Source organism: Umboniibacter marinipuniceus (genome assembly GCF_003688415.1).
Lineage (GTDB): Bacteria > Pseudomonadota > Gammaproteobacteria > Pseudomonadales > DSM-25080 > Umboniibacter > Umboniibacter marinipuniceus.
On record NZ_REFJ01000003.1, the window covers coordinates 87908 to 101811 of the forward strand.

Consider the following 13904-nt stretch of genomic DNA (forward strand, 5'->3'; position numbering starts at 1 on the left):
TCATTGCCGCCATAACGCTTAATTCATTGCCGTCAGGTAGGTTTATTCTACACTAACGATTACTGATCAAATTTTGAGGTTCAACAACATGCAATTGCGTCATGCTCGAAAACTCGCTGCTTTGTTAACGTTAACAAGTTCGCTAAGCGTCAATGCCGATGCCGACAAATGGGAATGGCTGGAAGCCGTCGAAAGCGAAGCGTCCCTTAATTGGGTAGCAGAGCATAACCAGCTTACTGCCGAGCAACTCGAAGACCCGCTCTACGCTTCGCTATACAGTACCGCGCTAGATGTACTTAACCAAGAGGGTAAACTGACCAGCGCCTACGCGATTGGTGATTACTACTTCGAGCTTAAAAAAACCACTGACAACCCTCGCGGGGTCCTAATGCGATCCCCCAGCAATGCATTTTTGACGGGCGATGCGCAATGGGAACTGGTACTAGATGTTGATGCGCTAGCCAGCGATGAAGGCCAAGCATGGGTCTATCATGGGCTAAACTGCTACCAGAATGACCCGTCGCAGTGCTTGATCTCACTATCACCTGGTGGCACCGATGCGGATGAGCTAAGAGAATTTAATGCCCTAACTGGCGAGTTTATTGAGGACGGTTTCTATTTACCGCTCGCTAAATCTTCGGTGAGTTGGTTGGACACCGACAGTTGGATTATTGCCACCGACTTCGGCGACGATTCACTCACCGATTCTGGCTACCCGCGCAAGCTAAAGGTGCATCAGCGCGGTGATGATATGGCTGACGCGAAGCTCATCTATGTGGGAAATAAAGCCTCTGTCAGTGCTGGCGCCTATACGCTGGGACAAGCCGAAGATAGTCATTTAGTTATTTTTGAAAGCACCAGTTTCTGGACACGTAAATACTATCTGAGTGACCCTGAAACCAATCTTTTGACCCAATTAAAAATTCCCGAGAGTGCTATTTTATTAGGCCGCTTAGCTGGGCAATGGGTTATTTCACTCAAAAGCGACTGGCAGCTCGGGGACTACAGCTATCCGGCTGGCGCAGTTGTCATGGCGGCTGACGAACAGCTACGACTCAATGGCGAATTGTTTGTATTAGCCGAATCAAGCCGTGAACACATCATTGAAGACACCACGGTTACCGATCAAGGCATTCTCATCGTCAGTCTCAAAGATGTGGTGGCACAGGCACACTGGTACGCGCCGCAGGAAGATGGTGTTTGGACCAAAGAGCAGATTCAACTCCCAGACCATGGCACCGTTGCACTGCAATCTATTGATGAAAACTCCGGTAAGAGTCTTCTCCGTTTCGAGAGCTTTTTGGTACCACCTACGCTCTTCGCTTTCGATCCTACTGATAGCTCGGTAGCGCAAATCGCTCAGCAATCCGCCACCTTTGACGCCAGCCCATATACGGTTAGTCAGTTCTTTGCGACCTCCGCGGACGAAACGAAAGTGCCCTACTTCGTTGTGCACCGCCAGGATATCAGCTTAAACGGCACCAACCCTGCTCATATTTTTGCCTATGGCGGATTCCGCTCTTCACTAACGCCTAGCTATTCAGGCAGCTATGAAGCAACCAATGGCTCATACGGCAAGTTATGGCTAGAACGCGGTGGTGTTTACGTCATTGCCAACATTCGCGGTGGCGGCGAATATGGCCCCGAATGGCACTCTGCCGCATTAGGAGAAAACCGTCAGCGCGCCTTCTCTGACTTAGAAGCCGTGGCGCGGGACCTTGCCAATCGGCAGATTAGTTCAGCCGCATACACTAGCATTGAAGGCCGCAGCAACGGAGGTCTACTCACTGGAGCTTCTATGGTGAGGCACCCCGAACTTTATAGTGCCGTGATCAGTGGCGTGCCACTACTCGATATGCAGCGCTATCACCTGCTCCTCGCTGGCGCTAGCTGGATGGGGGAATACGGTGACCCTGATTCGGCTGACTGGAACTTCATTCAGTCCTATTCACCGTATCAAAACGTTCGCGCGGATGTTGATTACCCACCGGTGTTCTTCTACACCTCAACACGAGATGACCGAGTACATCCTGCCCATGCACGAAAGATGGCTGCCAAAATGTTAGAACAAGGGCATCAGGTCTTTTACTACGAAAACTTAGAGGGTGGTCACGGCGGCAGCGTCACGAATGAACAGCTGGCACATCGTATCGCCCTATCCTATCGCTTTCTGATTAATGCACTGCCCGACGCGCAAGCAAACTAACAGCAACTGTAGCCACTGCCTTGGAGTAATGGCAATTCATAGCGCGAAACTCAACACCGCGCTCGGTCTCGCGCCAATTTATATCAATAATTAGCTCTACAATTAGCCGCCGATGTGCGGCTAATTCTGTTATAGTTAATAGACATTAACTTTTTTCAGTAGACCACGTGAAAGCTAAAGGCCCCAGCAAAAAAGAAGTACGTCAACAAATGCAAAATGACGTGAATCGCTTCCTTAAAGCAGGTGGCTCTGTGGATGTCGTTCCCCGAGGTGAAACTGGGCGAATAGTAAAGAACGGCGTTCCCGCCGCCGTTACCGAGCTCTTTACCGGCCCGCGTGCTCCGAAACGCGAATATCTGACAGATGTCATTAAAAAGATGGAATCACGCAAGAAGCCCTCAGCTGAAAAAAACAGCCCCACCCGCACTCCACCACCAAAACAAGTCCCGGTCTACGACGATTTTGGTGAGATTATCCGTTACGAGTGGCGCTAATGGCCGCAGCTCAACATTCACAATTGGATATTCTGTTCCAAACCGAACACTTTATTGCCGTCAACAAACCGGCAGATCTGCTGAGCGTTCCTGGGAGAGGGGTCGAGAAGATTGATTCAGTTGTTCATCGAGCACGAGCCCAATTTGGCTTTGCTGAGGCAGTCCACCGACTTGATATGCCTACCTCAGGCATCATGCTCGTTGCACTCACCAAGGATGCAGATAAAGCCCTAAAGCGACAGTTCAGCGAAAGAACAACGCGCAAACGCTACGAAGCGATGATTTGGGGCCTCCCAGAGCAAGAGTCGGGAGTTATTGATCAACCGTTAATCTGTGACTGGGACAACCGGCCGCGTCAAATTGTCTGCTATGAGCACGGCAAAGCCTCGCAAACACAGTGGAAAATCACTGAGAAATTAGCGGACCGATGCCGAGTTTCCCTGGTGCCAATTACCGGGCGTTCCCATCAATTACGCGTGCACTTGCAGTGGCTAGGACACCCCATCTTAGGAGACGAATTCTATGCTGAAGGCCACGCAAAATTGGCCTCTGATCGTCTGCTACTGCATGCGGCGGAGCTTGATTTTGATGACCCTGTTACGGGACAGCGCCATCGCCTTAGCTCAGCCGTACCTTTTTGAACAACTATGATGAGAGCCCCAAGATAATGACTAAATTCCCCTATTTGATCGAAGCCGATGCCGTACAGGATTTACTCGCGAACAACGGCACCGCGGTCATCAACCTAGTAGCTGCCTGGTGCCCAGATTGCTATGAAGCTCAAGCCGCCAATATCGATGCGCTACGAAGTCCCCTCGTTGAGGATGGTGTGCTCTTTGCCAACTTACTGGTCCAGGAACATAAACATGAATACCTATCACCTTTACACCAAGCATTAACGCTGGGGTTTGGTGGTCATGGTTTCCCAAGAACCGTGCTAATTCTGAACGGCGAACCGGTATCGAGTGACAACGTGGAAATCACTGACGAAACAGCGCTAAACCAGTTAGCGAGCAGTTTCCTGCAACTGATTAAATAGTAACTCAATGATGTGGTGGACGGGGCGCTGAGTATGCTGGCTCAACGCCACCTCACACGCTCCGTTAAGATAGACCCCTCGTTCACAAGCTCCCCACTGCTTTGCGATTTTACCGCCGGCATGCTGCGCAAGTTCATCGTTCAAAAACTGCTTCGCCCCACCACCACCGCAGCAAGTTTGAGGGAAAGTCCGAACATCGGTACTGCAATGCCCGGCAAGTGATACCAGACGCTGGTAATCAACATCCGTTAGTTCACAACCGAAGTGTACGGCGATTGCCTCACTACTCCGCTTAAGCTTGAGCTTTGGCACCACCGACGAGTCAAGAAACGTCAACAGATTGGTAAATGGTCTGCCCGCAGTATTCATCGAATTAAAACAGCTCTGCGCATCGGTCAGTATCACCGCCTTCTGGGGAACTTCACTCAACACCCGTTGTAGCCCTTGTTGTTTTTGACTAGCAACCGAACGCTCACCCCTATTTGACCACTGTTGTCCACAGCAAAGGCCACCGTCGCCTGTGAGCGTTTCTAACTTGAAGCCGGCATGAGCCAGTACTACTTGCAGCTGCTCATCGGTACTGCCTTGGTCACCTCCAAAGATGCGCGCGCTACAAGAAGCAAGCAGAAAGACGGTCTCAGCCTCTTCACCTAAGGGTATCAGGCGTTCGCCTTTCGCCCGCTGAACTAACTGTTTCCGCTGTGGCGAAATGGCCGCTTGCGGTAGATAACGCGGCAAGGGCACATTGAATTTGCGAACAAGTTGAGCATATCCGCGCCGCCAAGAATCGGGCCAGCGTCCGATCAACTGATGGAATAAAGTGAAGCCGGCTCGATAGCAACTCAATACCAACCCCCAATGATTTGCCTGCCAAACTCGTCGCTGACGAGCAAAGCTCGAGTCCAGCTTAGTGGATGAAAAATTGGCCACGGCTTGACCTGTGTCAATGCCAACCGGACACACTGAAGCGCATTGACCACACTGTGCACAGCTTTGATCAATATCGTATCGCAATTGCGATATTGGTATGCGTTGTCCGCGGCGCAGCGTGGCAATCCGTTGCCTTGGCGAGAGGCTTAGATCGCTACTTGGGCAAGCAGGCTCGCAAAACCCGCATTCAATGCATTGGTCGATAACGGGATCAACCAGCGGCATTCGCTTCGTTTGCTTCATATGAACGCTTTCATCTGCATTAATGATGACCCCAGGGTTTAAGCGACTCTGCGGATCCAGTAACGCCTTGATGCGTTTCATTAACTGATACGCTTCATGGCCCCACTCCTTCTCCACAAACGGAGCCATTGCACGGCCGGTACCATGCTCCGCTTTGAGTGAGCCCTCAAAGCGCATCACGATATTTTCACTCAACTCCGCCATCAAAGACTCAAATCGAGCCAATTCGTCGTCATCATTGAGGTTTGGGGTAACAATAAAATGGAGATTACCATCGAGCGCGTGTCCAAAAATTACCGCATTCTCTGAAAAATTGTACTTGTCGAGCTGTAGCCTTAGCTCCACAACCATTTCCGCCAGATACCGAGTTGCTACCGCGACGTCTTCGATAATCACCGTAGTCCCCGCAGGACGCTGAGCGCCAACAACCGGGAATATACCAGTACGAACATTCCAGAGAGCCTGACATGCCGCTTCATCGAATTCGAACTCTACCTCACGACTTAAGCCAGCAAAATTAGCCGCAACGACGGTCTCAGCCAATGCCTGGGTACGCTCAAAATTATCTGCCGCGACTTCAACTAGCAAGACGGCCGCACCTTCATTGAGAGTATTCAACCATTTCGGTACGCCGGGCTTATTGCGCATTGTCTCGATGGCACTAGAATCAAGGAGTTCAGCAGCAGAAACATTCATCGCGCCGATGACAGGAATGGCTTCGCAGGCTTTATGGATATCACGAAAGGCCAGCAGTGCCGTTGCTCGGGATGGGGGCGCACTAACGGTTTCAAGTTCGACTTGATCGATGAATGCTAGCGTCCCCTCTGAGCCAACCACTAAGTGACTGAGAATATCTACGCCGTCAGAAAAATCCACCAGACTATTAATGCTGAATCCGGTGGTGTTCTTAATTGCGTACTTTCTTTTAATGAGTTTACTTAGGGATTCATTGCCTTGAGTCGCCAATGCTAGCGCTTCAAGCTCCGCCAATAAAGAATGATGACTATGGCGAAAACTCGCCACCGACTTGGCTGAGCTCGTATCAACAACGGTGCCATCGGCTAGGACCATCTTGAGCGATCGCAGTGTATGATAACTGTTGCCGTTTACACCGCAGCACATGCCCGAGGAGTTATTGGCGACGATACCTCCCATCATTGCCACTTTGAGTGTTGCGGGGTCCGGGCCAATCTTGCGATTAAACTTAGCCAGTGCTGCGTTTGCCTCCGCTCCGCGCACCGCAGCACCGAGTTTGATCACCTCGCCATCGTCAGCAATCGTTAGCTCCCTAAAACCGGTGAAGCCCAAACGAACGAGGATACCCTCCCCCACAGCCTGCCCAGAAAGCGAGGTCCCCGCCGCGCGAAAGGTAACACTAACGGTAAATTGTGCGGCAATCTTCAATACGGTTTGAAGCTGCTCAACCGCATCTACGGTGACCACAGCTTGTGGTGTAATCGCAAAGTAACTTGCATCCGTTGACCAAGCGCTTAAACGCGGTTCAGTCGCGCAGACTCGATGAGCGCCCAACGCGGATTCTAGAGTAGTGATCAGCCGATTCATGAAAGCTTCCTTGATTTTCATTAAGACTAACGGCTTTTAGCAAAAATTTCATGCTCGCTCCGTGCGAAGCTGCCCACGCTAGAACAAAAAAGGGCGAGTCATACGACTCGCCCAATGTGGTAAAACTAACTGAAATGTTAATGGTTCGAAGTAAGCGCGATAATTACGCTACTTCGAACTGGTTCATAGTGTTGTCTTCACCTGAAGCCTTTAATGCTTGATCTCCAGAGAAGTACTCTTTGTGATCGTCACCGAGGTTTGAACCGGCCATGTCTTGGTGCTTAACACAAGCGATACCGCGACGAATCTCACGACGCTGAACGCCACGAACATATGCCAACATGCCTTCGCCACCGAAGTAACCCTGTGCCAGCGTGTCCGTTGACAGTGCCGCAGTGTGGTAAGTCGGCAACGTGATCAAGTGGTGGAAAATGTTCGCTTCACGTGCCGCAGTGGACTGGAAGTCACGAATACGAACATCAGCTTCAACCGCTAGCTCAGAGGTGTCGTAATCTACAGACATTAACTTATCACGGTCATACTCTGACATATCACGGCCTTCTTCAGTCCAAGCATCAAATACCTGCTGACGGAAGTTCAAGGTCCAGTTGAAGCTAGGTGAGTTGTTGTAAACTAACTTAGCATCAGGAACAATGGCGCGAATTGCGTTAACCATTTCAGCAATCTGCTGTACGTGAGGCTTCTCAGTTTCAATCCAAAGTAGATCGGCACCATACTGAAGGCTAGTCACACAGTCCAAAACAACACGATCGAAGCCTGTATTCTCTTTAAAGCGATATAGACCGTTTGGCAAACGAACTGGCTTACGAAGCTCACCATCTTGCTTGATGATCATGTCGCCGTCATTGATGTCCTCTGGACCATTAACTGGCGTAGTCTCTAAGAATGCATTGTACTGAGAGGCTAAGTCACCTGGCTCTTTAGACACTGGGATCTTCTGAGTAAGGCCTGCACCTAATGAATCTGTACGCGCAACGATAACACCGTCGTCAACACCTAGCTCTAAGAATGCGTAGCGAACTGCATTGATCTTAGAAAGGAAATCTTCATGAGGAACGGTTACCTTTCCATCTTGGTGACCACACTGCTTCGCATCGGAAACCTGGTTCTCAATCTGGATACATGCCGCGCCCGCTTCGATCATACGCTTCGCTAGCAGGTAAGTTGCCTCCTCGTTACCGAAACCTGCATCGATGTCAGCAATGATAGGTACTACGTGCGTTTCGTAGTTTTCGATGGCGTTGATCGCTGCAGCTTCAGCCACTTCATCACCCGCTGCACGCGCTTTGTCTAAATCGCCGAAGAGGTGACCTAATTCACGTGCATCAGCCTGGCGAAGGAAGGTGTAAAGCTCTTCGATAAGGCTTGGTACTGAGGTCTTCTCATGCATTGACTGATCCGGAAGCGGTCCGAACTCAGAGCGCAGTGCTGCAATCATCCAACCAGAAAGGTAGAGATAACGCTTGTCAGTGGTACCGTGATGCTTCTTGATAGAGATCATCTTCTGCTGGCCGATGAAACCGTGCCAGCAACCTAGCGACTGAGTGTACTTAGTCTTGTCGGCGTCGAATTCGGCCATGTCTTTGCGCATGATACCAGCCGTGTACTTCGCCACATCTAGCCCCGTCTGGAAGCGATTCTGAGCACGCATACGTGCTGCATACTCAGGGTTAATATTACGCCATGCTTCGCCACGTGATGCTTTGAGCGCGTTGATCAATTCAATTTCATTTTTGTAAGCCATGGTGACGACCCTCCTACTGGGTTAATTTCGTTGCTTGACTTCAAGGTACTCGGACCCCCTAGCTTTGTGAAATAAGCGTAATCTCTAGCAACCATTCACCATATTTATCAATTGCAATTTGCCATTCATGTGAGTTTTACGACACATTTTAAATACTAGCTACACAGACACAAGCATTGATTTCACTAGCCTGTAGTGAGTAAGTAGTTTTTCTTACAGGAAATTTTTAACGCAAATTTCGCAATCTGTAGTTTTACTACAATTCACTTTTTTTAGCTTTTTTCTTGGTCATCAACGAATTGCCTGCTTTTCAACCAGCGCTCATTTGAGAACTAAACCGAAATGTTGTTAAGTGGTGTATATAAGTCACCTCTAATAACAATAATTCGGCAGATAATCATGATTTCAGATAACAACACCCAGATTGAAGTACTCGACACGCTTATTGTTGGCGCTGGTATTTCAGGTATTGGCGCGGCCTACTACTTTCAACGTGACTGTCCCGGCAAGCGTTATGCAATCCTAGAAAGCAGAGCGAATCTTGGCGGCACATGGGATCTATTCAAGTACCCAGGCATTCGATCTGATTCGGATCTTTATACCTTCGCGTACGAGTTCAAACCCTGGGAGTCTAATAAGTCCATTGCATCAGCTCAGCTTATACTCGACTACTTGAATGAAACGGCGGATGAGTACGGTATTCGTCAGCATATCCGTTTCAACACGGCAGTGGTAAAGCTTGAGTGGAACTCATCTGACAGCCTTTGGTGTGTCACAACGCTTAATCAACAAACACAACAACAAGTCACTCTTAAAGCTCGCTGGATCTTCTCGGCAACTGGGTACTACGATTACCAGCAGGGTTTTCAACCACAATTCAATGACCTTGATGAATTTGATGGCGAGCTGATACACCCGCAGCATTGGCCTGAAAACTTCACTGCTGAAAATAAGAAGATGTTGGTGATTGGCAGTGGAGCCACCGCTATTACTCTAGCGCCCGAACTCGCTAAAGTGGCGGAGCACGTTACCCTACTGCAACGTACACCCACCTACATGATGCATTTGCCGACTGGGGATCCAATTGCCAACCTGCTCAAGTCGATCTTCCCGAAGCAAACAGCACACGCACTAATTCGGAAAAAAAATATATTCTTCCACCGAAGTTTCTGGCGATTTAGCACGCGTTTCCCAAAGCTCGCTAAACGACTGTTATTACGCCATGTCGCTAGTAGGCTTCCCGAGGGCTATGATGTGGCTAAACACTTCACTCCACCCTATAACCCTTGGGATCAACGATTATGCGCGGTGACCGACGGCGATCTCTTTAAAGCCATTCATCGTGGTGATCTGGACATGCAAACGGATCACATTGAGCGTTTCACGCACGACGGCGTCAAACTCAAGTCTGGAAAGGAAATTAAAGCCGACACCATCGTTACCGCCACAGGACTGAACATTAAGCTTATGGGTGGGGTTGATATCATTATTGACGGAAAACCCCTCGACTTCCCTAGCACTGTGACCTACAAAGGAGCAATGTTATCCGGCGTACCGAATTTTTGCTTTGCGGTAGGCTATACCAATGCATCCTGGACGCTAAAGATTGGCTTACTTTGCGAATACTTTTGTCGCGTCTTCAATCATATGGAGGTCACCGGTTACGCAAAGTGTGTACCCGAGGTTCCAACCGAGAATTTTACCACCAGCCCACTTTTGGATTTTGGTGCGGGTTATATCCAGCGCTCACTTCATCTCATGCCGAAGAAAGGCCAAGCAAGCCCGTGGGATATGTCTATGAGCTATGGCCCAGACGTAAAGTTCTTCCGCAAAGGACGTATTGAAGACGAATTTTTGCAGTTCACATCGCGCGCTGAGACGGAAAACGCCCCGTAATCAGCGCTATTTAGCCAAGGTTTACTACCGCTGATCTACAAACTATCGCGCTACGCAAAAAAACCTATTGATAATGCGAACGATTCTCATTAATGTTATGAGCATCAACTGGAGCTTCTATTATGTTTGTTTGCGTTTGCGCTGGAATTACACAACAACAGATCAACAATGCCGTCACTCGAGGCGCAAGAACTGTAGATCAATTGCGCAGCCAGCTAAATGTAGCGAGTGGCTGCGGGATGTGTCTTGAAGACGTGACTGAACAGCTAAGTCACCATTCTACCCATACCGCCGCTGAGTTTACTGACGCCGCAGCTAGCTGCTAACTGCTAACTGCTAACTGCTAACTGGCCATTCTACTCCGCTGCCGGTTTAGCCGTCATTTGAGATTGAATAAAGTTGGCTAGTCCAACCATTTTGATTAAGCGCAGTTGCTGTTCTAGCCAATACATATGGTCCATCTCGGTATCATCGAGTAACTTCACCAAGATCTCCCTAGTAACATAGTCCGCGGAAGTTTCACAAACACTAATAGCCTGCTTAAGCAACGCCGCAACCTCTCGCTCAACCACTAGGTCAAACTCAAACATTTCTACAATTGTTGACCCAACTCGCGTTGGCGACGCTGAGTTCATATTGGGAGTCACCTCTAGAAAGAGCATTCGATCAATTAATGCCTGAGCGTGCTCGCCCTCTTCCTCTGACTCATGAAACATTCGCTCGGCAATAGCGTCTAAACCCCAATCCTTGAGGATACTCGCATGCGCCAAATATTGATCGCGCGCCATGAGTTCATTGTTCAAAAGTAGCTGTAAATGCTCTACGACTTGAGTATTCGCTTTCATCACTCTGACTCCATTTGCGCGGCGATATAGTTTTCGATCCCTGCATTGTCAATTTGCCAGTGCTGGGTTTCAATCCAATCAACAATGTCCTCCGCGGTACCTAAGAGATCCACTAATAATGTTCGACTGATAAAATCTTTCTCCGCTTCACAGCATTTTATCCCATCGCGAAGTTGTTCCATGATCGGCTCAAGAACCCGCAAATCACCGTTAAAGATTTCCACAACACCCTCACCAATACGCAAACGATCAAGCGCTTGCATACCAGGCAGCGCCTCCAGCAACAGAATACGCTCAATCAACCTATCGGCATCTTTCATTGCTCCAATAGAGACTTTGTACTCGTATTCATTAATTTCGCAAAGCCCCCAGTTTTTAGCGATTCGCGCGTGCAGAAAGCTTTGGTTTATCAACGTGAGCTGCCCTTTTAGGGCGCTGTTAAGAGTGGATATAATTACTGGAGATGATTGCATAGCTCTAGCTACCTCGCTTCAGGGTCGTTTTGTCTAGATCATCTGACAAGGATCCATTATTTATAGTGATCGTTTCGGTAATGTGTCTTTCAGAGCGAAAGGTAAGCCGATGATCTCTGATCGCTGCAAAATTATAACGAAGACTTAAACTAGCCTAGCGCCAATTCCGCCTTTCATCAACCAAACGCAACACGCGCTCATTGTTAAGTTATGCAGAAATCGCTCAACCGATTAAAGCGCGAATGCTTTTCTGGTCTAAGATATCGACACTTCAGTTTTGTTCAACTGATCCGGCAGATCTAACGCTTTTTCGATCGACGTTCAATGAGTGTTTTAGTCACAACTACGCAGTTGCGCCCGGACGACTTGGCCCTGTAAAGCGCATCATCTGCTTGCTTCAACCAATCCTGATGGCTCATTGAGAGTAGTAACTTACTAACACCCGCACTAATGTTTACGGAGATAGCTTTCTCTTTCACCGCCTTCTTAGTTTTGCCCGAAGTCCCGGAGCCCTTTGCACCCTTAGTGTTGACATCCATTGGCGTTAGTTGAAAGCGCCGTGTGCCGATTCGTTCGCGTAGGCTATCTAGCTGCGCTGTGAAGCGCTCTAAGCTCATAGGCTTAGTCAATAGCACAAACTCTTCACCTCCATAGCGATAAGCCTGAGCGAAGCCGCACCGCGCTAGATCTTTGGCTACGCGCTGTAACACGATGTCACCGTTGGCGTGGCCGTACTTGGTGTTAAATTTTTTGAAGTGATCAATATCAATGAACGCTGCCAGTGATCCCACCGGCATTCGTTTAAGGTCTGAGTCTAAACGCTGGCGTCCAGGCAGACCCGTTAAACTATCACGCCAAACTCGCTGACTCATTGTTAGCAGAAGCACAATAAGTAGCGCGCCCTCAACCGAGATCAGCAGCCAAAGCCGCGTGATCAAATCAGGGTTGTTGATGAGCAGAAGAACAAAACAAGACACCACCACATAGCTAAGATCCGCTTGGCGTGTTAGCGCGAAATGAATCAGCGTTGTCATAACGGGAATGCTTAGCAGCAGTGCATCCAATTCCGTCAAGCTAACTAACTCCCAAGGCAGTAATGTTGCGACGCCCCAGCTTTCCAGCTGAGTAGTACTTAAGCCAAATGAACTAAACCCAGCCAGCGAAATCATTCCCAGTAGCAGCGTAAAGACCAAGGTTTGTTGACGACGAAACGGCCCATCACTGAAAAGTGTAACGAGGCAAACCGCTATGATTGCCACCAGTTTATAGATCGCCGAGCTAATTAATGGCTGGGCACTGTAATTCACCAGTAGCGGTGCTAGGAAGGCAGACCACACCAACAGAATAGAAAGAAATAACAACCGAGTCTGACGAAGGGTTAAGGCCAGTAAGCAGGATATCGTGAGGGTGATAACCGCGTAAACTTCCAACGCCGGCACACCTTCCTTCCAGGAAGAATTCAGCGCGAAGGCGGCCATCAATATGGCAAGAAGGATAGGCAAATTGCGTGACCAATTCATGACAGCTAGCATTCAGTCATCTCATTATTTTATTTTTCATCGAGTGTAGCGCGCTAGCTTTTCGGGTGGAAGCTAAAAACAACATTGCGTAACGCTGACAACCGACAAAGCAGACTTCAATCACACTCGCGCCGTCTGAGCTAAAGCTAGATAGGCCTACTTGCTGGCCCTATTTCCCCATTTGACTTGCAAAAAAAAAAGCCCCGCCGAAATTGGCAGGGCTCTTTGTTAACACTAAACATGATGCCTAGCGTTAGCGTGTACTTGGGTGATTAGACGACGGCAAGTAACTCTACGTCGAATACCAATGTCTGGTATGGACCAATTGCACCACCCGCACCGCGCTCGCCATAGGCTAGCTCAGAAGGAACGTACAAACGGTACTTAGAGCCCACGTTCATCAGCTGAAGCGCCTCAGTCCAACCAGCGATGACACCAGAGACTGGGAATTCAGCCGGCTGGCCACGCTCTACTGAGCTATCGAAGACAGTACCGTCAATTAGCGTACCGTGGTAGTGACATGAAACGGTGCTTTCTGCACTTGGCTTCTCGCCGATACCCTGCGTAAGTACTTCGTACTGAAGGCCTGACTCGGTAACGGTTACTTCAAGACGCTGACCGTTTTCTTCAAGAAACTTTTCGCCCGCTGCAATCACGTCAGCCGAAGCAGCTTTTTGCTCTTCTTCCATACGAGCCATGATTTCCTGGAATGCAGCGCTAAGCTCTGCTTCAGGAACGGCGCTTGCATTGCCTTCCATCGCATCGGTAATACCGGCGATAACAGAGGCCAAGGAAACTTCTTTGAAAGCACCTTGAGCTAGCTGGTCGCCCATTTGACGGCCAATACCGTAGCTTACGCGTTCCTCAGTCGTGTTGAAATCAGTCATAATATCTCTCTTAAGTGAATAAATTCTTTGTCGAACTTCTTAT

12 protein-coding genes are annotated in these 13904 nt (G+C 49.0%); 6 read left to right on the top strand and 6 right to left on the bottom strand.

Annotation, left to right across the window (positions count from 1 at the left end):
* Positions 1 to 88: 88 nt before the first annotated feature.
* The 4 genes from DFR27_RS06665 to DFR27_RS06680 all read left to right on the top strand — a co-directional run bounded on the left by DFR27_RS06665 (position 89) and on the right by DFR27_RS06680 (position 3739).
* Positions 89 to 2206: a prolyl oligopeptidase family serine peptidase gene (locus DFR27_RS06665; protein ID WP_121876682.1), complete on the top strand. Its 2118-nt coding sequence runs from the start codon at positions 89 to 91 to the stop codon at positions 2204 to 2206.
* Positions 2207 to 2373: 167 nt separating this feature from the next.
* Positions 2374 to 2700, top strand: coding sequence for a hypothetical protein (locus DFR27_RS06670; protein ID WP_342766696.1), 327 nt, complete (start codon positions 2374 to 2376; stop codon positions 2698 to 2700).
* Complete coding sequence (locus DFR27_RS06675; RefSeq protein WP_121876684.1) at positions 2700 to 3341, top strand: pseudouridine synthase; 642 nt, start codon at positions 2700 to 2702, stop codon at positions 3339 to 3341. The genes DFR27_RS06670 and DFR27_RS06675 overlap by 1 nt, the downstream gene beginning before the upstream one ends.
* Positions 3342 to 3367: 26 nt before the next feature.
* Positions 3368 to 3739: a periplasmic thioredoxin of cytochrome c-type biogenesis gene (locus DFR27_RS06680; protein ID WP_121876685.1), complete on the top strand. Its 372-nt coding sequence runs from the start codon at positions 3368 to 3370 to the stop codon at positions 3737 to 3739.
* Here the strand turns inward: DFR27_RS06680 and DFR27_RS06685 are convergent.
* Together DFR27_RS06685 and DFR27_RS06690 are read right to left on the bottom strand one after the other, a co-directional pair.
* Positions 3707 to 6475 carry an FAD-binding and (Fe-S)-binding domain-containing protein gene (locus DFR27_RS06685; RefSeq protein ID WP_170150806.1) on the bottom strand — a complete coding sequence of 923 codons (2769 nt, stop codon included), beginning with the start codon at positions 6473 to 6475 and terminating at the stop codon, positions 3707 to 3709. The genes DFR27_RS06680 and DFR27_RS06685 overlap by 33 nt on opposite strands.
* Positions 6476 to 6638: 163 nt before the next feature.
* A complete protein-coding gene (locus tag DFR27_RS06690; protein ID WP_121876687.1) occupies positions 6639 to 8240 on the bottom strand; it encodes an isocitrate lyase in 1602 nt (533 codons plus the stop codon).
* 399 nt (positions 8241 to 8639) lie between these two features.
* Here DFR27_RS06690 and DFR27_RS06695 point away from each other — a divergent pair, with 399 nt between their 5' ends.
* Positions 8640 to 10136, top strand: a complete 1497-nt coding sequence (locus tag DFR27_RS06695; protein WP_121876688.1) for a flavin-containing monooxygenase — start codon at positions 8640 to 8642, stop codon at positions 10134 to 10136.
* 122 nt (positions 10137 to 10258) lie between these two features.
* A complete protein-coding gene (locus DFR27_RS06700; protein WP_121876689.1) occupies positions 10259 to 10462 on the top strand; it encodes a (2Fe-2S)-binding protein in 204 nt (67 codons plus the stop codon).
* 30 nt (positions 10463 to 10492) lie between these two features.
* Here DFR27_RS06700 and bfr (DFR27_RS06705) read toward each other — a convergent pair whose 3' ends face one another.
* The 4 genes from bfr (DFR27_RS06705) to bamJ all read right to left on the bottom strand — a co-directional run bounded on the left by bfr (DFR27_RS06705) (position 10493) and on the right by bamJ (position 13861).
* Positions 10493 to 10981, bottom strand: coding sequence for a bacterioferritin (gene bfr, locus DFR27_RS06705; protein WP_121876690.1), 489 nt, complete (start codon positions 10979 to 10981; stop codon positions 10493 to 10495).
* Positions 10981 to 11454, bottom strand: coding sequence for a bacterioferritin (bfr, locus tag DFR27_RS06710; RefSeq protein WP_121876691.1), 474 nt, complete (start codon positions 11452 to 11454; stop codon positions 10981 to 10983). The genes bfr (DFR27_RS06705) and bfr (DFR27_RS06710) overlap by 1 nt, the downstream gene beginning before the upstream one ends.
* 299 nt (positions 11455 to 11753) lie before the next feature.
* Positions 11754 to 12974, bottom strand: a complete 1221-nt coding sequence (locus DFR27_RS06715; RefSeq protein ID WP_170150807.1) for a GGDEF domain-containing protein — start codon at positions 12972 to 12974, stop codon at positions 11754 to 11756.
* 272 nt (positions 12975 to 13246) lie between these two features.
* On the bottom strand, positions 13247 to 13861 hold the full coding sequence (gene bamJ, locus DFR27_RS06720; protein ID WP_121876693.1) for a BamJ family beta-barrel-assembly machinery protein: 615 nt from the start codon (positions 13859 to 13861) through the stop codon (positions 13247 to 13249).
* Between the last annotated feature and the right edge of the window lie 43 nt (positions 13862 to 13904).